16 protein-coding genes are annotated in these 23,834 nt (G+C 40.9%); 15 read left to right on the top strand and 1 reads right to left on the bottom strand.

The features are described 5' to 3' along the window. The first annotated feature begins 40 nt into the window (after positions 1-40). The 3 genes from KO529_RS10265 (at position 41) to KO529_RS10255 (ending at position 6,344) form a co-directional block, all read left to right on the top strand. Positions 41-1,285, top strand: a complete 1,245-nt coding sequence (locus tag KO529_RS10265) for a FecR family protein (RefSeq protein ID WP_215947801.1) — start codon at positions 41-43, stop codon at positions 1,283-1,285. Positions 1,286-1,408: 123 nt separating this feature from the next. Beyond that, complete coding sequence (locus tag KO529_RS10260) at positions 1,409-4,816, top strand: TonB-dependent receptor (RefSeq protein WP_215947800.1); 3,408 nt, start codon at positions 1,409-1,411, stop codon at positions 4,814-4,816. 19 nt (positions 4,817-4,835) lie between these two features. Next, positions 4,836-6,344 carry a RagB/SusD family nutrient uptake outer membrane protein gene (locus tag KO529_RS10255; protein WP_252734366.1) on the top strand — a complete coding sequence of 503 codons (1,509 nt, stop codon included), beginning with the start codon at positions 4,836-4,838 and terminating at the stop codon, positions 6,342-6,344. Between the two features lie 595 nt (positions 6,345-6,939). On the opposite strand, the gene KO529_RS10250 is transcribed toward KO529_RS10255, so the two are convergent. Continuing rightward, positions 6,940-7,800 carry an AraC family transcriptional regulator gene (locus tag KO529_RS10250; protein ID WP_215947799.1) on the bottom strand — a complete coding sequence of 287 codons (861 nt, stop codon included), beginning with the start codon at positions 7,798-7,800 and terminating at the stop codon, positions 6,940-6,942. Between the two features lie 85 nt (positions 7,801-7,885). Between KO529_RS10250 and KO529_RS10245 the strand changes: the two genes are divergently transcribed. The 12 genes from KO529_RS10245 to KO529_RS10190 all read left to right on the top strand — a co-directional run bounded on the left by KO529_RS10245 (position 7,886) and on the right by KO529_RS10190 (position 23,810). Further along, the gene (locus tag KO529_RS10245) at positions 7,886-8,614 is read left to right on the top strand and encodes a phytanoyl-CoA dioxygenase family protein (RefSeq protein ID WP_215947798.1); all 729 of its coding nucleotides are present in this window, start codon (positions 7,886-7,888) and stop codon (positions 8,612-8,614) included. 13 nt (positions 8,615-8,627) lie between these two features. Beyond that, positions 8,628-9,464 carry a sugar phosphate isomerase/epimerase family protein gene (locus KO529_RS10240; RefSeq protein WP_215947797.1) on the top strand — a complete coding sequence of 279 codons (837 nt, stop codon included), beginning with the start codon at positions 8,628-8,630 and terminating at the stop codon, positions 9,462-9,464. 324 nt (positions 9,465-9,788) lie between these two features. Beyond that, positions 9,789-12,599: an NPCBM/NEW2 domain-containing protein gene (locus KO529_RS10235; protein WP_215947796.1), complete on the top strand. Its 2,811-nt coding sequence runs from the start codon at positions 9,789-9,791 to the stop codon at positions 12,597-12,599. Positions 12,600-12,616: 17 nt separating this feature from the next. Next, positions 12,617-14,914: a glycosyl hydrolase family 95 catalytic domain-containing protein gene (locus KO529_RS10230; RefSeq protein ID WP_215947795.1), complete on the top strand. Its 2,298-nt coding sequence runs from the start codon at positions 12,617-12,619 to the stop codon at positions 14,912-14,914. A gap of 84 nt (positions 14,915-14,998) precedes the next feature. After that, positions 14,999-16,849 carry a right-handed parallel beta-helix repeat-containing protein gene (locus tag KO529_RS10225; protein WP_215947794.1) on the top strand — a complete coding sequence of 617 codons (1,851 nt, stop codon included), beginning with the start codon at positions 14,999-15,001 and terminating at the stop codon, positions 16,847-16,849. 336 nt (positions 16,850-17,185) lie between these two features. After that, positions 17,186-18,418 carry a Gfo/Idh/MocA family protein gene (locus KO529_RS10220; RefSeq protein WP_215947793.1) on the top strand — a complete coding sequence of 411 codons (1,233 nt, stop codon included), beginning with the start codon at positions 17,186-17,188 and terminating at the stop codon, positions 18,416-18,418. 933 nt (positions 18,419-19,351) lie between these two features. After that, the gene (locus KO529_RS10215) at positions 19,352-20,260 is read left to right on the top strand and encodes an alpha/beta hydrolase (protein ID WP_215947792.1); all 909 of its coding nucleotides are present in this window, start codon (positions 19,352-19,354) and stop codon (positions 20,258-20,260) included. A 145-nt stretch (positions 20,261-20,405) separates the two neighbouring features. Beyond that, positions 20,406-20,855, top strand: coding sequence for a Rieske 2Fe-2S domain-containing protein (locus KO529_RS10210; RefSeq protein WP_215947791.1), 450 nt, complete (start codon positions 20,406-20,408; stop codon positions 20,853-20,855). Between the two features lie 35 nt (positions 20,856-20,890). Further along, a complete protein-coding gene (locus KO529_RS10205) occupies positions 20,891-21,325 on the top strand; it encodes a thioredoxin family protein (RefSeq protein ID WP_215947790.1) in 435 nt (144 codons plus the stop codon). Continuing rightward, positions 21,322-22,311 (top strand): FAD:protein FMN transferase, encoded by a 990-nt coding sequence (locus KO529_RS10200; RefSeq protein WP_436835197.1) that lies wholly within the window; start codon positions 21,322-21,324, stop codon positions 22,309-22,311. The genes KO529_RS10205 and KO529_RS10200 overlap by 4 nt, the downstream gene beginning before the upstream one ends. Positions 22,312-22,315: 4 nt before the next feature. Further along, positions 22,316-22,525, top strand: a complete 210-nt coding sequence (locus KO529_RS10195; RefSeq protein WP_215947789.1) for a DUF4266 domain-containing protein — start codon at positions 22,316-22,318, stop codon at positions 22,523-22,525. A gap of 7 nt (positions 22,526-22,532) precedes the next feature. Beyond that, positions 22,533-23,810: a DUF3570 domain-containing protein gene (locus KO529_RS10190; RefSeq protein ID WP_215947788.1), complete on the top strand. Its 1,278-nt coding sequence runs from the start codon at positions 22,533-22,535 to the stop codon at positions 23,808-23,810. Positions 23,811-23,834 lie beyond the last annotated feature (24 nt).

The raw sequence follows: 23,834 nt of genomic DNA, 5'->3' as shown, positions 1-23,834 counted from the left end.
TACTTATACAGCCCATAATACGGTTATCAAAATACTATAGATGCACAACGAGAACAAATTGGATAAGCTCTTCCAGAAATTGGTGGACAATACCATTTCCGAAAAGGAATTGGATTGTTTAATGGAGCTTATTAATAGTTCCGATCTGGATGACGTTAAGAATGGCATATTGGCCAGACATTGGGAAAATGTAAAGACAGGAAACCTGCCCATTAAAAAAAGAATAAAAGGTGATTCTGAAGTTTTATTACAGAAAATACTCTTTAAAATAGAGAACATTGAAAATAAAAAAAAAGCTAGACCATTTTTTCAAAGCGCAAATATTGGATTTTGGTCCGGTATTGCAGCAACCTTCTTGTTGCTCGTGGGTGTTTACCTTTATAACCAAAATACAGTAGGGACATCCACCGCACCAATTACTCTTGAAAGCAACCCGAATTCTGGCGAAATTACTTTGCAATTGGCCAATGGCACGATTGAAACCATTTCCGAGAACGGCGAGCGGAAAATTACCACTACAAACGGAAATTTAGTTGCTTCACAGCAGGGAAATACTTTGCAATATACCGCCGATGAAGCTCCAGACCAATTGGTTTACAACACTCTAAATATACCCCTTGGGCGACAATTCGACCTGGTTCTGTCCGATGGCACCAAAGTAAAGTTAAATTCCGGAAGCTCCATTAAATATCCGGTGCGTTTCCTTAAGGGACAAGACCGAAAAGTCTATTTAAAAGGTGAAGCATTCTTTGACGTTACCACAGATAAGGCACACCCCTTTATAGTAAATGCGGACGAAATGAACATAAGGGTATTGGGCACCCAATTTAACCTATCGTTCTATCCGGAAGATGAGGACATCAGCACCGTGTTGGTAGAAGGGGCCGTAGTCCTATACAAAGAAGGGGCCGACACAAATACAAATACTTCATCCCAACTGATACCGGGTCAAAGGGCGGCATGGAACAAGGTCAACAATACCATGACCATTAAAGAAGTGGATACAAACATTTATACGGCATGGAAAGATGGCTATCTTTTATTCAAGGCCTCCCCTTTTCATAGCATTAGATCAAAATTGGAACGTCATTTCAACATTACCATAGAAGATAGAAGCGGGAAACTGGAAAATCAGATATACACAGCAACATTTAGAAATGAGACTATAGAAGAGATCTTGGAAGCCTTTAAAGAAGACACTCCCTTTGAGTATCTACATGAAGGTTCCAAAATTATAATACTCGATACTAATATTAACCCAAAAGAAGATGCCAATGAAAACTAACTGAGAACATGAGCACTAGACGTATCACTTTTACAAAAAAACCGGAAAATGTTGGCGCATTCCCCGGCATAAGAAAGTGATATAAACAAACGAAATGTTTAATCACCAAACCTTTACAAAAGTATGAAAAAATTAAATTTAGTAGGGCCTTTCCATTCGGATTGGCTAAGCAAACATCATTTAAAGATGAAACTAACGACCTTATTATTAATAGTTTCTCTATTTAAAATTCAGGCCAATACCTATGGACAGAATACAAAAATCTCATTAAACCTAAACAACGTAAGCGTTCAACAGGTTTTTGAGGAAATAGAATCCCTTTCGGATTTTAGGTTTTTGTACAACCACGAAAAGGTGAATTTAAAGAGAACTGTTTCCGTAAATGTGAAGAAAGAACCTATTTCAAATATTCTGGACAGAATATTTGAAGCAACGGATGTTTATTTCACCGTTAAGAACAAGCAGATTATCTTAAATACTGGAAAATTGGATAAATCCGTTGTTCCAATTAAGAATACTGTTGACCAAAATACCGTAAGCGGAACTATTTCCGATGCGGATGGCAACCCCTTACCTGGGGCAAACATAGTGGAAAAAGGAACTACCAATGGGGTTACTGCAGATTTTGACGGTAACTTTACACTTGATGTAGCCAATGAAAATGCAACCTTGGTGGTAAGCTATATTGGATTTGCATCAAAAGAAGTGCCTCTTAATGGACAATCCTCTATTTCCGTTAGTTTGGAAGAGAGTGCTGCAGGATTGGATGAGGTAGTATTGATCGGATATGGTACACAGAAGAAAAGTGACCTTACCGGTGCTGTGGGCTCCATTAAGTCAGAAGAATTGGCGGAAAGACCGGCAGCTTCCTTGAACCAGGCCATGGCCGGTAAGGTAGCAGGTGTAAACATCACTTCCGGTTCTGGACGACCAGGAGGAAGAACCGTAGTAAGAATCCGTGGTAATACCTCGGTAAGTATCGCCAATACACCACTCTATGTAATAGACGGTGTAATCCTTAATGCGACCGGATTATCTAACGGTAGTACCCCAATAGATTATCTGAACCCTAATGATATAGCATCCATTGAAGTTTTAAAAGATGCTTCCGCGACTGCTATATACGGTGCCAGAGGTGCCAATGGTGTAATTTTAGTATCTACCAAAAAAGGAACCACTTCTGGTGAAACCCGACTTAATTATGATGTGGATTTCAGCATAGGAACCTTACCTAAAAAACTTGATCTTTTAAATTCTGAAGAGTTTCTTCGTGTTGAGGAAATCGCATATGCCAATGCTGAAAAATTTGACCCGGAAGGATGGGCTGGTGGAAGATATACCGACCCTAGATTGAAGAGAACCGACCCTAGACTCTTTGATGCCAGTGGCAACCCACTTTATGATACCGATTGGCAAGATGAAGCTATTAGGGACGCTATTACCCAAAATCACCAACTTTCATTTACAGGTGGTAACCAAAAATCCAATTTTGGACTGTTTATGGGCTTTAGAGATGAAGAAGGACTTATTGTGGAATCATGGCTGAAGCGTTATTCAGGTAGATTTACTTTGGATACCGAGGTTAACGACTGGTTAAAAGTTGGAGGTAGCCTGAGCTACAATGACCAAGACGAAAAGCAAGTAGATCAACTTGGAGGTGGAGGTATCACCACAATGCGTCAAGTTTATGAGGCCCTACCTATTATACCGGTCCGTTATGAGGATGGTACTTGGGGATCCAATATAGACTATCCAGGAATGGAAGGTGGCGGAAGCCCAGTGGCCGTTGCAAACGATCGTAGATATTACCTCAAGACCCAAACTGTTTTGGGCAGCTTCTACGGAAATATTGAATTCAATAAAAACCTGGTATTACGCACTACCGTAGGAACCAATATCATTAACCAAAGAAATGATTATTACGGAGGTAAGGACCTAAGATATATTGCCTTGCCCGATGGTGCCGCAAGTGTCTCAAACTCACGTTATAATTCTTGGCAATTTGAAAACTATTTGACCTATAACAAAGATTTTGACAGCAATAATTCCCTAACGGCCATGGCAGGACTTTCCTGGCAACATGTTGATCAATTCAGTTCACTGGCATCGACCCGAGGGTTTGCCGATGACTTTTATGGCTTTAACAACCTTGGTGCAGGGTCTAACCCCCAGACTCCAACGTCGAGCAAAATTGCTTATGGGCTTAACTCATATTTTGGGCGTGTTAACTATAACTACATGAACAAATATTTGTTGACACTGACAGGTAGAGCTGACGGATCCTCTAAATTTGGACCGGAAAACCAGTTTGCCTTTTTCCCATCAGCTGCATTGGCCTGGAGAGCTTCCGAAGAGGATTTTCTTTCGGATAACCAAACCATTTCCAATCTAAAAATTAGAGCTAGTTATGGTGCAACAGGTAACTCTGAATTACCAGCTTACCAAGGATTAGCCGGCTTGTCCAATGGTTCGGTAATTTTTAATGGCGCCCGCTCCGCCTATACTGTCCCAGGTCGTATGGCCAATCCTGATTTGAAATGGGAAAAAACGGAACAGGTAGATGCCGGTGTTGAATTGGGTCTCTTTAATAATCGTATAGGGTTGGAGCTTGATGTTTACCGAAAGTTGACTTCCGATATGCTCCTCAATGCTCCGGTTCCCTCTTCAAGTGGTTTTACCAATGTATTTAGAAACGTTGGGAGTTTGGAAAACAAGGGTATCGAAATTAATTTGAATACTGTCAATTTTGATAATGACCTTTTTGGATGGAGCAGTAACTTCAATATTTCAATTAATAAAAATGAAGTAAAAGCGCTTTCAGGAGGTGCCGATATTTTCTTGGGGTCCACATTGATCCGTGTTGGCGAACCCGTGGGTACTTTCTTCGGATATATTGATGAGGGTACATGGAACACCGATGAAGCCGCTCAGGCAGCTATCTATGATAGATTGCCAGGCGATATCAAATACCGTGATCTTAACAATGATGGGGCCATCAATAGTGATGACCGTGCCATCATTGGGAAAGGTATTGCCGACGGTTTTGGAACTTTTTCAAACACCTTCAGATATGGCAATCTTGAGCTACTGGTAGACCTGCAATTTCAATATGGTAATAGTGTAATGTACCGTGACGAACACTCTGCTGAAGACCGTCAGACCATTGCCAATAGCTTCGCGACCGTATTGAATGCATGGACTCCGGACAATCAAGATACCGATATTGCCCAAATAAGACCAATTGCTGCTGGATATGATACCAATAACGATTCAGGGAAATTAAAGGATGGTTCCTTTTTAAGAGGAAGAAATTTAATGCTTTCCTATGTCTTCAAACCTGAATTGGTGGAGCGTTTACACTTGAACCGTCTTAGGGTATACACCTCGGTACAGAACTTTTTTGTAGCAACGAAATATCCGGGATATGACCCTGAAAGTTCGAATGGAAGTCAAGCTTTCGATCAAGGATTCTCTCTTTATGATTATCCAAGACCTCGAACCTTTATGTTAGGATTAAATGTTGGACTATAACCATATAAAAGATAAAAAAATGAAAATCTATAAAAACTTTATAAGAGCTATAGCCGTAGTAACCGCAATATCAAGCATAACGGCATGTAGTAATTTTTTGGATGAAGAAGATGAATCCAACTTCACAACCGACACTTACTTTACCACAGCTGCACATGCCCAGAGTGCCGTTAATGGGGCATATGAACCATTGATCTCAATTACCAACAGTGGTTTTGGTGGAGGTACATGGATGATGCTCGAATTTGCCACAGGTTTGGCCAACACCTCATTGGGACAGGCTACCAACATTTACTTGGTAAAGGATTTAATTAACAATTCGGACAATGGTTATGGAAACAGTTACTGGACCGGATATTACTTAGGCATCTCCAGGGCCAACTTGGCCATTGAAAAAATCCCGGACATAAATATGGACGAAGCTCTTAAGCAAAAGTATTTGGCCGAAGCCAAATTCTTTAGAGCCTACTATTATTTTGGTTTGGTAAGAATGTTCGGAAACATTCCCATCATTACCAATTCGGTAGATTTGGGATCGGAGCAATTGTACCCTGAACAATCTTCGCCAGAAGCGGTCTATGACCTAATCGTCAACGATCTTAAAGAAGCAGAAAGCGCTGGCCTAGCTTGGAGAGATCTATCTGGCAGAGTTTCTCTTGGAGCAGTTAAAACCTTATTGGCAGATGTATATTTGACCATGGCAGGCTACCCGCTTCAAAAAACAGAGAATTACGCGCTTGCCGCCGCCAAGGCTAAAGAGGTCATGGACTCGGACGAATTTGGTCTTTTTGACACCTATGACGAGTTGCATGACCCTGCCACCAAAAACACAGGGGAATACATCTTTATGACCCAATTCGCGGCAGGTATTCAAGATGGAAACTGGCAGCCAGGAATTTTGCCATATAACCTGGGCATTTCGGCCTATTCGGCACAAACCGGTGGTATCTTTTCAACGAACGCCTTTGTAGACTCCTACGAGTTGGGAGACAAACGGGCGGAAGAAAAGCAATTCTATTTTAACAGCTATACTTTAGATGCCGATCGCAGCACTAGTGTCAATCTTGGAGCTCCATATATCTTCAAACATTTTGATATTGCAGCGCAAGAAGGAAGCGCCCAATCAGACCTGAATTGGTGCCTATATCGCTATGCTGATGTATTGCTTATGTATGCGGAAGCGGCAAACGAAGCTGAAAGCGGACCTTCAACTGAGGCATATGATGCCGTAAATCTGGTTAGAGATCGTGCCGAACTTGTGGGCTTGACAGGACTTTCACAAGACGCTTTTAGAGAAGCTGTACGAATAGAGCGTATTCATGAGTTGAGTTTTGAAAACAAGACATGGTACGACATGGTAAGATGGAGAAAAGCGTATAACACTGAAACCAATGCATTGGAAGATTTTGTGGGCCATAACTTCTCTTACTTACCAAATAAGGCGCTTACAGCAAGGGAACTTTTGTTTCCAATACCAACATCTGAAATGCAGAACAATCCTAACCTAGTACAAAATACAGGTTACTAATTAATACCGCCTCTTGGAATACCTAAAACAGGTATTCCAAAAAGGCGAAAAAGCATTTTAGTATTTAATTCGCTTTTTTTTGAAACCCCAAAAGGTTCAATAAAAAAGGTAACTAAACAAGACACGGGCAGGAAATTTCTACCCGTGTCTTTGTTTATTATGCTTTATACGACCGTCTTTTATACGGCCCTCAGATAAGTAATTTAAATTCTGCCCGAACCCTTGGAATGTTTTAACCAAACCCAACTTTATAAGCGTTAAACTTTCCAATAGCAGGTTGCTGCCTCAAAAATATTAATCCTACTTTCTTCAAAATAATATTCAAAATATATACCCCAAAACAGCCAATAAAGATAAACGTGCAAAAAAAGTATCGGTGTTTGTTAGGAAATTGGTAGCCTAGAAGGGACTAACCAATTATCTTGCATAAGATTTCATTTAATAAGAAGTTAATTGTTAAAATATTCAGGTTTACTTCAAGTTCCTCTAAATAAACCTGATAAAATTGAGTTGAGTTAGTTTTGAAAAATCCGGATACCGCCAAGGTTCCGGATTTTTTTTTTTGAAGTAACCTCAAAGTTAATTTAATGTTTCATTATTCCCTTTGCAACCTTCTATAGGATTTAGGTGTAGCGCCAGTAAACTTCTTAAAAGTGGTAGCAAAATACTGGGAGGAACCAAAACCCAGACCAAATGCCACTTCAGTAACCGATTTAGTGGTCAGTAATTCCATTTTGGCCTGTTCAATCTTTAGTCGGTTCGCATATTCCTTTGGGGGCATCCCAGTTTCCTTCTTAAACCAAGCCTTAAAGTACCCCGTCGACATTTCCACCAAACTCGCCATTTCATCCACGTAAATCATCCTATGTAGATTTTTATGAATAAAGCTGTCCAGCAGATTCAGCTTTACGGACGGCGGACTTTGCAGGGGTTTATTGGAAAGTATAACCGTTTCCAACAATAATTGGGTTATCAACTGATGGACCATTATTCTCGATAACACGGAATCGGAATTCTCCAGCTGACCGAACAATTTCTCCAGAACAAATTTTAGTTGAAACGAGCCCTTGAAAACATGTTGTGATTTATCCAAAAGTGAACCGAGCAAGAAATCTGAATGCTTTTTGGGCATATTGCATAATTTACCTTTTGAGCTCTCTACAAGAAATTGAATCCAAAATAATTCTCCCTTATCTTCCGGAAACTCTCCGGTACTGTGCATGGTGTTTGGTGGCACCACAAAAATATCATTTCCGTTAAGTTCAAATAATTGGTTTCCGATCTTATAGTGCTGTTGGCCCTTCATACAATAACAAATTTCCAAGGCTCCTACATGCTGATGGCTCTCAAGACCCGGCTTTGCCTCTTTGTATCGGTAATGACCAAAAGCCAAGCCCCTTTTTATTCCAAAATCCTGAAGATTAAACACTTTTCTATCTTGAGTCGGTTTATCCATAAAATGTATAAAAAAGTAATATAGTACAAAATTGATAGATATTTATGTATTTTAACTACATCTTTGATCCACACAAATCGGCAACATGGAAACAAAAAGATTAAAATTCATTAAAGATGGATTTATTAAAATAGACCAATTAATCACACCAGAGGAAGTGGACACCCTCAGGACCATATACGATACACTTTTACAGGACAAAGCTAAAACGGCCCACCTCAGAAGTGATCTTGCCGGCGCGGATAATAATGCCGACAGGAAGGTGGAGCGCATAACCCAAATTATGAGACCCAGCATCATAGCTCAGGAACTGATTAATAATAGTGCATATAAAAAAGCGGAACAATGGGCCAAGGATCTACTAGGAGAGGATATGGAACTGGATTTTGATATGATGATCAATAAGGCTCCAAACACCAACACCCCAACTCCTTGGCACCAAGACGCTGCCTATTGGATTGCTATGCCCGATAAAAGATCGGCTAGTTGTTGGATTGCGTTGGACAAGGTGTTTGAAGAAAATGGATGTATGTGGTTTATCCCCAAAATAGAGGGCAAACCCATTCTCCCCCACAAAAACCTACCCAATGGGGGCGCCCTATATTGCGAAACCGACAGCTCAAAAGCCTTAAGTATTCCTTTAAATCCGGGCGGATGTACTTTTCATGATGGTTTTACGCTTCACTTTAGCCAGGGCAACACTACCGAAACTCAAAGAAGAGCATTAATTTTAAACTTTAGACCCAAAAAAATGATCGAATTTGAAAGGGAACAAGGGGTAGACCATACTGGGGAAAGAAAGCAGAGAAATTAAAACAATACAATGCATGCAAATTAAATTTATATATCCCCGTTGGGGAAGTTCGGATTTAACGTGGTCCGTTTTTTTAAACAAGATAAAAAACGCCGGTTATCAGGGCGTAGAAATAGACCTTCCCTTAGAAAGTATTAAAAAGAACGAAATTTGTTCCATGCTGAAGGATTTGGAACTCGATTTTGTGGCACAGCATTGGGAAACCAAGGAGGTAGATTTTACCAAGCATCAAGAACAGTACAAAAGGCATTTGTACAATCTAGTGGAAACCAATCCCCTATTCGTAAATTCGCATACCGGAATGGACTTTTTTACACGCCACCAAAACTCTGCCCTAATTGAAACGGCCCATGAAATAGAATTGGAAACAGGGGTAATCATTACCCATGAAACCCATCGCTCGCGCTTTTCCTATGCCGCCCATGCCTGTTTACCCTACCTTGAGGAACATCCCTTTCTTAAATTAACCTCCGACCTTTCCCATTGGTGTTGCGTTGCCGAATCTCTATTGGAAAATCAACCCAAAGCAGTAAAAAAAGCCATTGAACATACCCACCATATCCATGCTAGGGTAGGTTCGGCCCAGAGTCCACAAGTCATTGACCCTAGGGACAGTAATTATAAAACGGAGTTGAATCTGTTTACCGAATGGTGGGGTTTAATGATCAAAACTGCCCTGGAAAAAAAACGTCCCTTTATCACCATCACCCCTGAATATGGCCCACACCCCTATTCAATATACAAGACCAATACTAAAATACCATTAGGAGACCAATGGGACATTAACGGGTTCATTAAGAATCATCTTGCCGAATCCATAAAACATATTCCCTCTATTATTTGTCCATAGCTTTTCCAAACATTCCTTGGTCATTTCAATTTTCTTGACTCCAAAGTCAACCACATACCAATTAAGCAATAGGCTATTCCCTTTATTCCGTTACTAAGCCTTTCGAAATCGCCATTGGTCGATATATTTACAAAGTCTTAACAAATAGTTAATATTTTTAATAGTGTAAAGTGTGGATTTTTCACCTTGAACAAATAGACGCCAATGAGAAGAACCATTAGTCAGCTACAGCCAACCAGCTACTACAAGACCACTATTACTGAGATATATTTTTTCTTGAAACCTAAGAGCCTACAGAACACCATAATTTAGATATAAATCACAATGCAATTCCTAAAAATCTATTTACCCCTATTCCTCTTTTTCTCCATATCCACCCATTCGCAACAAGCCGGAAAAGGGACTATAAGCCTTTCCGAATTGGATATTGAAAAACCTGAACAACCTTGGTGGTCTGCCCAAAAAAACAAGGCAATCACCGGAGTCCCGATTCAAATTGGGGGAGTATCATTTAAAAATGGCATTGGAACCTTATCCGGAAGTAAGCTCTTCTTTTTTCTGGATGGTAAGGGTGAAAAATTTAAGGCCCAGGTTGGGATTCAGGATAAGCAGGACTTTCCTCAGAATGTGAAATTTAATACGCTGAGTGATGGCAATAAATTATTCTATACCCAACACGAAGCGGATAAAACATTTGTAGGTATTGCCAACTCGGAAGACAACTTGGGCAATGGCAGTGTTAGATTCGTAATAAAAGGAGATGGGAAATTGTTGTGGAAAAGCAAAAAAATTACGGGAGGAAGCAAGGCCATTCAAGTAAATTTAGACTTAAGTGGTATTCAGATCATGGAACTTAGCGTAGAGGATAGCGGTGATGGTGTCTCTGGTGACCATGCCGTTTGGGCAAATGCAACCATCAACTATTCCAATTTTAAACCACAATTGGTAGATGCCAACTATATTAATAAATTAAAAACTGTTGATTCCAATTTTAACAACACTATTAAACCTTTAATACAAAAATTACCCCTGGGCCAAAACATTTATAAAGAAGGAGTAAAAACGGATTGGTTGGTTGAAAAAATAAATCTTCCATCTCAAGTCTATCAACAGGCCAATGGAAAGGAAATTGTAATTTCCAATGGATTGATCAGTAGAACTTTCCGACTTACCCCTAACTGTGCTACGGTTGGTTTTACCAATCTTGTATCAGGAGAATCACTGCTCCGTGGTGTTAGTCCAGAGGCCATGCTTACCATAGATGGGCAGGAATATACGGTTGGTGGTCTGGACGGACAGATTGAATACGGCTATTTAAAAGAGGAGTGGCTAGAACAAATGTGGAGTCCGGCTGGATCGTTTCAACTTACCGATTTTAAGATTGATGAAATTCAAGAGCGTATAAACTGGCCAAACAAAAGATGGTCTTCCAAACCAAAAAGTACGACCCAAGGTAAACAAATAAGCTTTTCCTATACCCATCCAGAATTTCAAAACCTCATAGTGAAGGTACATTATGAAATCTATGATGGCATTCCTTTGATCAGTAAATGGTTCACCATTGATAACAGTGGATCAAAATCCATTGTTTTAAACAATTTTAAAAGTGAAATCCTGGCCATGGTGGAGGCCGAAAGTGCGGTAGAAAAACAAAACGGTTGGGAGACCCCCAACATTCATGTGGAAAGCGATTTTGAATTTCATTCCATGTCCATGAAAAATGCCAACAAAGTTGTGCATTGGGAAAAAGATCCACGTTATACCTCACAAGCCAGTTATCTATTATCCACTCCCTGTTTATTGGAATGTAAATTGCCCATCGGACCCAATGAAACCATATCCCCAGGTACCAATTTTGAATCCTTCAGAATCTGGGAAATGCCCTTTGACAGTCACGATAGGCAGCGTAAAGGCCTTTCTACCAATGCTATGTACAAATTAATAGCCCCTTGGACTACAGAAAATCCCTTATTTTTACATTTGACCACCACTGATGATGATAAAGTAAGGGCAGCTATTGATCAATGCGCGGAAACAGGTTACGAAATGGTCATTTTAAGTTTTGGCAGTGGCCTGAACATGGAAGACCTGTCCGATAGTAATTTAAATAAATTTAAAGCCTTGGCAGATTATGCCCATTCCAAGGGTATAGAATTGGGTGGATATTCCTTGTTGTCCAGCAGATGGATCAGTGAGGAGGTAGATGTTATTAATCCGGAAACGGGGAAAAGAGGTGGCGTAATTCATGGCAGTTCGCCCTGCCTGAACAGCCAGTGGGGAATTGACTATTTTGAAAAATTAACGACCTTCTTTGAAAAAACCGGTTTTGATCTCTTGGAGCACGACGGTTCTTACCCCGGTCAATTATGTGCCTCCACAACCCATGTAGGTCATAAGGGCCTGGAGGATTCCCAATGGAAATCCTGGAAACGAATTACCAATTTCTACAAATGGTGCAACGAAAAAGGGATTTCCCTAAATATCCCGGATTGGTACTATCTTAGTGGCAGTACTAAAAATGGAATTGGTTATAGGGAAGTTAATTGGTCCCTACCCCGAGAACGTCAATTGGTGCTAGGGAGACAAAATATGTATGACGGAACCTACGACAGGCTTCCAAGCATGAGTTGGACCTTTGTTCCACTAACAGAATACCACGGTGGTGGAGCAGAAGCCACTATAGAGCCATTGGACACCCATTTAGAGGTCTATAAGGCCCATATGGTGCAAAACTATGGTATGGGAGTTCAGGCCTGTTATAGGGGCCCCCGCTTGTACGATACCGAGAAAACAAAGTCGACCGTTATTGAAGTGGTTGATTGGTACAAAAGGTACCGCCATATTCTCAACGCTCCCATTGTGCACTTAAAAAGAGCCAATGGAAGGGAAATTGACGGTGTTATGCACGTTGACCCCAACCTAAATGAAAAGGGACTTGCAATGTTCTTTAACCCAACTAACGAGACCTTGTCCCAAACTATAAAACTCCCCCTTTATTACACAGGGCACTCCAATGAAGTCAGCATAAAGGAGCAGGAAGGAAAAAGAATAAGCTATGAATTGGCAAGGGATTATTCGGTAGAATTAAAAGTGGAAATTCCCGCCAACGGCAGTACTTGGTTTGTAATTTATTGAGCCATAAAACAAAACATATGACGACTAAAACAATGTACATCTTGGCCATAATTCTCTCCATGGCAAGTTGCGATTCCACGCCTAAAAAAGTGGAGCTAGACCGAATTCCCAAATACAAACTTAAGTTCAATCAATTGGCCACGACTTGGGATGAAGCCATTCCCTTGGGAAACGGAACTGTGGGAGCCTTGGTTTGGGAAAATGACGGGAAACTCCGATTGTCATTGGACAGAGCTGATCTTTGGGACTTACGACCCATGGAAAATCTAGATTTCTTGAACTACGGTTTTAATTGGGTAAAGGAGCAATGGGAAAAAGATACCTATAAAAATGTACAGGATCGTTATGATGTGCCCTATGACCAATTACCGGCACCCTCAAAAATTCCCGGGGGAGCCTTGGAATTCGACGTTAAGGAATTGGGAGAGGTAGAATCGGTAAAGCTGAATTTGGATTCAGCAATATGTGAAGTAAAATGGAAGAATGGTGCCATACTTAAAACCTTTGTCCATGCCACTGAACCTTTGGGCTGGTATACCTTTGAAAACATTAGCGGAGATCTGAACCCCACCATAATTCCACCTGCCTATGTCTCAGTAAAGCAGGCCGGCGCAGATAATCCGGTAACAGGGCAAGACCTTAGAAGACTAAATTATGATGGGGGTAGGGTTACCCAAAAAGACCATATTATTACCTATGACCAAAAGGGTTGGTCCGACTTTAAATTTCAAGTGCACACCCAGTGGAAACCTACACCAAAAGGATTACAAGGGAGTTGGAGCATAAGCTCCCAAACCTCGGGGAAAGATCCTGAAGAAACGGCTGAACAGGTGGTAACAAAATCGCTTCAAAAGGGAATTGAATCCTCCATGGAAAGTCATATAGCTTGGTGGAATACCTTCTGGAACAAGTCTACCATCAAGGTTCCCGATCCTGTTCTGCAAAACCAATGGTATATGGAAATGTTCAAATTAGGCTCAGCAGCCAGACAAGGGGCGCCACCCATATCCCTGCAAAGTGTATGGACCGCTGATAATGGAAAATTACCTCCTTGGAAAGGCGATTTCCACCATGACCTAAATACACAATTAAGTTATTGGCCTACCTATTCCGGAAATCACTTGGATTTGGAACAAGGATTTATTGACTGGCTTACCCAATACAAACCTACTTTTAAAAAATATACAAAAGATTTCTACGGCACTAACGGACTTAACGTACCCGGGGTTACTACCTTGACCGGAGAACCAATGGGGGGTTGGATACAATATTCCTTCGGCCCAACGGTCGGGGCTTGGTTGGGGCAACATTTCTATCTGCACTGGCGGTATTCCATGGACAAGGATTTCCTTACAAACGAGGCCTATCCGTGGATCAAGGAGGTGGCCATTCATTTTAACGAATTATCGGTTTTGGGGGAGGATGGAAAAAGAAAACTGCCATTGAGTTCCAGCCCTGAAATACATAATAATTCCCGTGAGGCCTGGTTTGGCGATATAACCAATTTTGACCTTGCCCTGATTAAATGGACCTATTCCCATGCGGCAGAACTGGCCATGGAGCTAGGACTAAAGGAAGAGGCAGACCAATGGAGAGCTATACTAAAAGAATGGCCAGATTATGCTGTAAATGAACAGGGACTTATGTTTTCTCCTAGCCTATCATTCAACGAATCACACCGGCACTTCTCCCATTTAATGGCCATACACCCACTTGGATTGATAGACCCATCAAATGGATCAAAGGATATGGAGGTCATAGAAAAGACCATTGCCAACTTGGATTCCACTGGCTCTAGCCAATGGGTAGGATATTCCTTTAGCTGGCTGGCTAACTTAAAGGCAAGAGCCCATGATGGGGAAGGAGCGGTAAAAGCATTGAAGGATTTTGCCACCTCCTTTGTACTGCCCAATAGTTTTCATGTTAACGGTGACCAATCGGGTACCGGAAAATCAAATTTCACCTATAGGCCGTTTACCTTGGAGGGCAACTTTGCCTTTGCCGCAGGCCTACAGGAAATGCTAATACAAAGTCACACCGGAACCGTACGCATTTTTCCCGCTATTCCTCCAGATTGGAAGAACGTTGGTTTTAGCAAATTACGGACAGAAGGTGCCTTTTTAATATCCGCCCAAAAACAAGACGGAAAATTAAAATGGGTAAAGATCATTTCTGAAAAAGGAGGAGAAGTTAAGCTTAAGAACCCCTTTCAGAAAAAAGAAATTTCCATAGACGATAAAATAACCCATACCTGGGATGGCGATACACTGATCATACAAACCGTACCAGGGCAAGAAATATGGCTTAAACCTTAGTGAACAATAACCTCTACCTAAGTATAAAAAATAATTTGATGCTTCAAATTATATCTGAAAGAGAGATTAAAAACGGCCAGAAATATGAAAAGAGAATCGCATCTTAAAATACTTTTTTTTGCTGTCTTTATTTTGATGGCCAACCTTTCCTTGGCACAGGAAATTAAAGAAATCTATGTATCGCCTTCTGGATACGACAGCAATTCGGGGACCTATGAAAGGCCTTTTAAAACTCTTGGTAAGGTAACTGCTGCATTGGTAACCATGGATTCCCATAAACTTGAGAAAATTGTAGTTTGGCTTAATGATGGGATCTACCGCATAAGTAATCCCATTGTAATAGATTCAACCATAAAGAAAAGCGGTACTCCCTTCGAATTTAAGGCAGTTGAAGGCTCAAGTCCTACAATATCCGGGGCAGTGGAACTCAAGGATTGGTCTAATTTAGGTGATGGCATCTGGGTTTCGGAGGTTCCCAAGAATCTTGGGGTTTTTCGGGAATTGTTCGTTAAAGGCAAACGCGCAATGCGGGCCAGACATCCCAACAATGAATATCTTAGGGTGAAGGAAGTAGGGGCTGATAGACGAACCAACTTTACTTATCACACGGGCGACTTTCCACAACCAAAAATCCCTGGAGAGGTAGAACTGGTTGTATTACACGATTGGTCCATAACGCGAATTCCGATTAAAGATATATCATTGGACTCCCACACTATTACAGCTTCGGATTCGATCGGGGCAAAAGGTTTGAATTTCTTTAATCTAGATAATTGGGAACCCAATCCTCGTTATTACCTAGAAAATGATATTGAATTTTTGGATGCGGAATACGAATGGTATTTAGATACTTCAGCCTCCAAAATTTACTTAAAATTACCAATGGACTTGGAACCTTCCCAACTATCCATAGAGGTGCCACTGGCGGAATCCTTATTGGCCGTGGAGGGCAGTGAACAGAACCCCATATCCAATATTAGCTTTGAAGGGATTAGATTCAAACACTGCAGATGGAATATCCCTAACCAGACCTATGCAGGAATACAGGCCTGTAATTTTGATACGCAACAGGGCAATAAAGAATGGGCAGTGGTGCCAGCCGCTATCCGGACAACATGGGCCCACAATATTCGGTTTAAAGATTGTGAATTCACTTCCCTGGGAGGAAGTGGTATTTGGCTAGGAACTGGAACGATAAATAGCACTATCACAAGTTGTAGGATCCGGGATATTTCAGGAAATGGAGTTATGATAGGCGAGGGACAAGACCGACTCGTTTCTGGTGAATCCTGGTGGAAAGCTGCACCCCAACAAGCTGCCCTTGGGAACACGGTAGAGGACTGCGATATTTCGGATTGCGGAGTGCAATTCTATGGGGCCGTGGGTATATGGTGCGGCTTAACTGCTGAAACCATACTTAAGAACAATGAAATATATAATCTGCCTTACACTGGTATTTCCATCGGTTGGATGTGGAGCCCGGAACCCACCCCCTGTAGGGACAATACCATAGCGGAAAACCATATTCATCATGTAATGCAAAAGCTTAGTGACGGTGGGGGAATTTATATGTTGGGCCTACAACCGGGAAGTAAATTGATTGATAATAATATTCATGATATTTCGGTGAATGCGGGGAGAGCGGAAAGCAACGGGATGTTTTTAGATGAAGGAACCAAAGACGTGCTAGTGGAAAACAACCTTATCTATAATATTGCAAAATCGCCCTTACGTTTTCACAAAGCCTCGACCAACTTCGTAAAAAACAACTATTTATTCTCGAATGGAGAAACTCCGGCCATAGCCTATAACAATACCTTACCGGAAAATATCCATCAGGAAGGAAACCGTGAAATTAGCACGGATGACCCCAATTATATAGTTGCATTAAAAAAAGCGGTATCCAAACATATCCCAACCCCTAACAAACCATAGCAAAACCAATGTCCATAACGTATAAAACATGGTCCATAACCCTTGCATAAAGACAATTTTTTATTGGGTTATCCAAAACTTTTAACGTTATTTATATACCTATAGCAAGCCAAAAAAAAACTAAACTCCTAAGTACCACATAATGCCTCCTGTAAAACAGCTGTTCTTTAACCCCTTTATGCTTTTCCTCGGACTTAGCTCCCTCGCCCAACAATCTGAAAACCCCTATAATCCGGTATCAAAATAGATGAATTAAGGGCTGGAAAAGGGAAAAATCCTAAACAAATTCATTTCTTGGTATTTGGATTTACACACGAAATAGAAATAATAAAAGATATGAAAGCTATAAAAAATGGCATCGCTGCCAATCCCGATAGAAGAAAGTTTTTAGGCACGGCATTACTGGGAAGCAGCGCCCTGGCCTTAGCCCCTCATTTTGCTTTCGCAAATATACAGGTCGTAGATAAAAAGGTTAGAATAGGTATTGTTGGAGGAAGATTTGGTGCCAGCTTTTATTTTCATGAACACCCCAATTGCATTGTAGAAGCAGTAAGCGATTTACGTGCCGATCGGCGTGACCGTCTTATGGAGGTATATGCCTGTAAAAAAAGTTATGAATCCTTGGATAAATTGCTGAAGGATCCCAAAGTCGAAGCCGTTTTTATTGCCACTCCAGCTCCAGACCATGCTGCCCATGTTTTGGCAAGCCTAAACGCAGGAAAGCATGTTTTGTGTGCTGTACCGGCAGCCTGGACCTTGGAGGAATGTTATGAATTAAGAGAGGCGGTGAACCGCACTGGACTTACTTATATGATGGCCGAAACCAGCGTTTATAGACAGGCTACCATATCGGTTAAAAAGTTTTATAAGGAAGGAGCTTTCGGGAAGGTGTTCAGTGCCGCAGCCGAATATAATCATCCAGGACTGGAGGAACTATATTTTGAGGATGGCAAGGCCACTTGGAGACATGGGGTGCCACCTATGTTATATCCTACACATTGTACTTCTTTCTTAATTTCCGTAACAGGGGAACGGCTAACCCAAGTTACCGCTATGGGTTGGGGGGATGACAGTCCATTATTGCAAAACAATCCGTACAACAACCCTTTTTGGAACGAAACAGCCTTTTTCAAGACCAACAAAGGAACACCTTTTCGTGTAGAAGTGAACTGGAAAGGAGCTCTACGTGAAGTTGAAAGGGGAGAATGGCGGGGCGATAAAATGAGTTTTTATATGTCCGAGCATGGAGGAGGGGATTCCACAATAGTAAGGGCATCCAACGAAATTGGAAAAGATGATGCCGGTTTTAAAAACAAAAAAAATAGGGTAGAAAAATATGATCAGCCCCTATGGTGGGAGACGGATATGTTACCTGCAGCACTTAGACATGGGAGTGGACATGATGGTTCCCATTCGTTTATAACCCATGAATTTATTGACGCAATTGTCCATAACCGTGACCCAGAAATCAATATTTATGAAGCCTTAGCCTATACTGCACCAGGAATTGTTGCGCATAAATCCGCACTACAGGGAGGTGAATCTATGAATATCCCTAGTTTTGACTAGTATAGACAAACATTAACCCCGCCCTAGTTATATAATTATTTTTATCCTCCTTTAAGGAATGGAGGGAGAAACCTACAGTTCTGGATTCAGACAAGGACTTGAAGGTTTAATCCTGTGCACCATGAAAAATAGCATCGCCCTGGTTTACGATCGGCGATTGGTTGACACAGATGATATGGCCATTGATGTGGGATATAAGATTCCTTTCAAAATGGTCAAAGGGATTGGAAATACTCCCTAGGATCTCCCATTTAATTCTTGACAAATGACCTAAGAAAATACTCCTTCCCTTGGGTAAGCCTGTCCCGCGTTTTCCGCGGGAGGGGAAGGTGGATCTTCAGCAATCGGCTGAAAAGACGGAAGGATTGCAACCTATTGGAATGGAAATATTAAATAAGTGTATTATACATATTCGCAATTGCTCCTTGGTCTGCAAGTCGTACGAAATGACTGAGGAAGTCACTTCGACAAAGTCCCTTTTCGGGACAACGAGAAGTCGCACAGACTTGGCTGGAACTTAATGTATAATACAACACTCGGTGGTTTTGCTTAAGGAATTGTATAGGCTATAAGCTTTTTTCACTTGTCTTGGACTTTCAATCCCTTCCTTCTCCTGCGCTTGGACGCAGGATCCACCTTCCCTTAACCAAGGGAAGGAGCATTATGCTGTAAGCATGTTTCCAAAAGAAAATTAAGCAGCCTAACAAATATATAAATAATTCTTAATCAGTATTTTACAAAATATATAATATCTAATAATTATCAATATGTTACTTGTAATAACTACAGGGCATCAAAAATTTAGGCCTTATAGCGACAAAAGTCGCTTTTAAAAACCCTTTTTATGGGCTGGGATGCTCTTGAAAATCTTTAACCCTTCTTGTTCAACGATATTTTCTATCTTTAGCCGAATCAAACCATTCAAAAATTAAGATGAAACTATTTTTTTTCCTTTTTAGCTGTTTATTTACCATGACCACTTTCGCCCAAAATACCGTACTCCCAATCTGGCCCAACGATATTCCCAACTCGATAAAAACCGACGAAAAGGAACAAGCTGTTAGTACAGATATTGTGAGAATCGCCAAAGTTCAGATACCACAAATAGAAGTATATCTTCCGGCTAAAAAAATAGCAACCGGACAAGCAGTATTAATTTTTCCAGGAGGTGGTTACCATATTCTAGCCTATGATTGGGAGGGAACCGATTTTGCAAAATTCCTTAACGGAAAGGGCATTGCCGGAATCGTAGTTAAATACAGACTGCCCAATTCCAAGTCGGTCACAGAAAAACACAAAGTTCCGTTACAGGACGCACAACGCGCTTTGAGGACGGTTCGTTCTAACGCTGAAGAATGGAATATTGATCCAGATAAAATTGGCATTTTGGGCTTTTCAGCCGGAGGTCATTTAGCTTCTACTTTGGGCACCCACTATAATGAAGAAGTGTATACCAAACAAGATGCTATTGACCAACTTAGTGCCCGCCCAGATTTTATGACCTTGGCCTATCCCGTAATTACGATGGGGGAACCCAACACCCATGGTGGATCCAGAAAAAACTTGCTAGGGGAAAATCCTTCCCAAAAAATGTTGGATCATTTCTCTAACGAATTACAGGTTACTTCCGACACCCCTCCCACTTTTTTGCTGCACGCCTCAGATGATAAAGGAGTACCCGTAGAAAACAGTCTTTTATTCTATACTGCCTTGATTAAGAACCAAGTTCCCGCTGAGATGCATATCTATCCAACTGGGGGTCATGGTTTTGCCCTGGGACTGCAAGAATCACATTTAGCTACCTGGACCGATCAATGGATCGGATGGTTAAAAAATTTGTAGTTATTAATATATCACCGTTGTCCACAAACTACGAGTATGCCTAAATACTCGTAATAAAGAATCTTAATAAATAAAAATACCGTGTTGTTTAGGTGGGGTCTTATAGGTTTCAGTTGTTATCTATAAAACATATACCCCTAAACTTATGGAACGCAAAGAATTTCTCAAATCTATTGGCGCCGGAGCTGCTATGGCAGTTACCTTTAGTTGCCTCGGAAGTTGTTTAAGAGAAGAGTTGGACCCTACTACGGCCGAAGACTCATCTTCCGGTGCAAACAGCCCTTCCTCTAGTAGTGTACCCTTTACTGTTGACCTATCTGCTTCGGAAGCGGGGAAACTTCAAAATAATGGGGGTTACATCATTAAAAATAATGTAGTAATAGCCAAAAATCTGGAAGGCAAGTACGTTGCCGCCACTGTTATATGCAGTCATGAATTTAAAAAGAAAGTGGTCTTTAAAAACAACGAATTCTATTGTGGGGAACATGATGCCCGTTTCGACCAAAATGGAAAAGGATTAAATTCCAAAGGTAGTAAGGGATTAAAGATTTATACGACTAGTATAAGTGGAAGTATTTTGACAGTTTCCGCCTAAAAATAGATACCTTTATGTTCTCAAAACCCCGCCCAATGCAAAAGTCGATTTTAATTATTTCTCTTTTTGTATCAAGTCTTTTAAGTGCCCAAAAGTGGGAAAACGATTGGTCTACCGCAGCTGCCCTTGCCAAACAAAATCATCAAAATGTAGTATTGGTCTTTTCTGGTTCGGATTGGTGCGCTCCATGTATTAAACTGGATAAGAGCATTTGGCAATCCCCTGAATTTCAGAATTACGCCAAAGACCATTGGATCATGCTTAGAGCAGATTTTCCTAGAAAGAAAGCAAATCAACTCCCGGATGACCAAAAGAATAAAAACGCCCAACTCGCAGAAAAGTATAATAAAAAAGGATACTTCCCCTTGGTCCTAGTTTTGGACCCCAATGGAAATATCTTGGGGCAAACTGGATTCAAAAATATTTCAGTCAAAGAATATATTGAACTTTTAAATTCGTTCGAAGGTTGAAAAACCCAACTTTAATCGCAATTGCATTTTTAATCCCATGTTTCGTTTTTGCGCAGGAAATAGCACATAGACGAACCACAAAATTAATGGGGAGCCGGTTCGATATTACTATAGTTGCAAAGGATGAAGTTACTGCTGACCACTATATAGATATGGCCATAGAAGAAATCACAAGAATTGAAAAGTTGATTTCCTCATGGATTCCTAGCTCACAAACCTCAGATATCAATCTGAATGCCGGGATTAAACCTGTAAAGGTTGATCTTGAATTAATAGACCTTATTGGGCGATGCATCACCGTCTCCAAAATTACGGACGGTGCCTTCGATATCACCTATGCCTCCATTGATAAGGTTTGGAGATACGATGGCAGCATGACGGAAATGCCATCTAAGGAATCAATAACAAATTCGGTTGCCAAGATCGGTTATCAAAACATTGTACTGGATAAGAAAGCACAAACTGTATTCCTTAAATTGGAAGGTATGAAAATAGGTTTCGGTGCCATTGGCAAAGGCTATGCCGCAGATAAGGTGAGGAGCTTGTTAAAAGCGGAGGGCGTAAAATCCGGAATTATAAATGCTTCAGGGGATCTAACTACCTGGGGAAAACAGCCCGATGGAACCGATTGGATGGTGGGCATCACCAACCCCCTTAACAAAGACAACCTATTCTCTTGGTTCCCGGTAGTCAACGCGGCAGTTGCTACATCTGGCAATTATGAAAAATACGTCACCTTTGATGGGGTAAAATACAGCCATATTATTGACCCGCGAACCGGTTATCCCTCCACGGGCATCCTAAGTGTTACCATTTTTGCCCCAAGTGCGGAATTGTGTGATGCGTTGGCAACCTCTGTTTTTATTACCGGAACGGAAACGGGTCTTAACATGATAAACCAAATTAAAGGAGTGGAATGTATTATTATAGATGATGAAAATCAGATTCACACTTCTGAAAACATTGAATTCAACAAAACCCAATAGCATTATGCGACACTTAATTATACTTATTATGGGCATTTTATCACTTTCCTCATGCGTTGCGGTAAGGGAATATGACAAGGTATACCTCAACGATGAAGAAATGAACTTGGCTACCAAAAGCTTGGAGCGTTTCGAAACCAATTTTCACGTATATCGGGAAGCTGCTGCAGGGGCCAATGGGGGAAAAACAGGTGGTGGATGTGGATGTAATTAAAATAAAAATGATGAGAATAGGATTTATATTAATTTTTGGGTTGATTTCATTGGCAGGATTTTCCCAAGGGAACAACCAGGAATACGTTAAGAAAGTCTTGGAAACTCCCGAAGTGGAGCTTCTTTATAGCTATTATAGCCAGGATGGAGACAATGCCGCTGTCACCGGAGGGGAGGGAACAGAAAAACTAACCGATATGACCCCGACCATTATTGTTAGCATCCCAATAGGAGAGAACAATGTTCTTACTTTAGATGCGGGAATATCTGCCTATACCTCGGCCTCCTCGAGCAATATAAACCCTTTTGACGGAAACAAAACAGCTAGTCCTTGGGTTGAATCTTCAGGTGCTTCCAGAAGTGATGCCCTAACTTATTTCCACCCGACCTTTACCCATAGTTCCAAAGACCGCAATGTTATTCTCAGTGGTAATGTGGCCGTATCTGCGGAATACGATTATTTTTCAATTGGTTTCGGAGGTGGCTATACCCATCTCATGAACGAAAAGAATACAGAATTGGGAATTAGTGGACAGGTGTATTTGGACACCTACAAACCACAATACCCCATTGAACTTCGAGAAGGTTTTTTCGATGATAGAATTACCGGAACGGGCACCTATTCTCCTTTGTTCAACGAATTCAATCAACTGAATCGAAATTCCTATTCTATATCACTTAATTTTTCCCAGATCATCACAAAGCGCTTTCAAGCTTCACTTTCCTTGGATGTGATTTTTCAGGAAGGGTTATTGTCCACCCCTCACCAAAGGGTCTATTTACAGGACAGGGGCGACTTCTATATTGAAGAATTTCAGTTGGCGGATAATGTTGAAAAGTTACCCTTCAATAGATTCAAAGTACCTATTGGAGGCCGTATTTCCTACTATTTAAACGAACTTATAAGCCTTCGCGCTTATTTTAGGTATTATTATGACGATTGGGGAGTTACCGCTTACACCGGAAGTTTGGAAATCCCAATAAAGATATCCGATAAGTTTACGGTATTTCCTATGTACCGCTATTATACCCAAACAGCCTCCGATTATTTTTACCCCAAGGAAACGGCATTATCCACCTATGAATACTATACCTCTGATTATGACCTGTCCGAATTTGATAGTAATCAATACGGTTTTGGCGTTACCTATAAGGATATTTTTACCCAGAGCAAAGTGTGGAAATTTGGTTTAAAGAGCATTAGTTTTAGGTTTAACCAATACGAAAGGACTACCGGGTTAAGTGCCAGCATATTTGAATTGGGTGCCAAGTTTATTATGGACTAGGATTTGGTGACAACCCACACAGGA

Origin of the sequence: Arenibacter algicola, assembly GCF_018860365.1 — a bacterium.
Lineage (GTDB): Bacteria > Bacteroidota > Bacteroidia > Flavobacteriales > Flavobacteriaceae > Arenibacter > Arenibacter algicola_B.
Note: the sequence above shows the minus strand (reverse complement) of the source record. Positions and strands in the feature narration are given on the sequence as shown.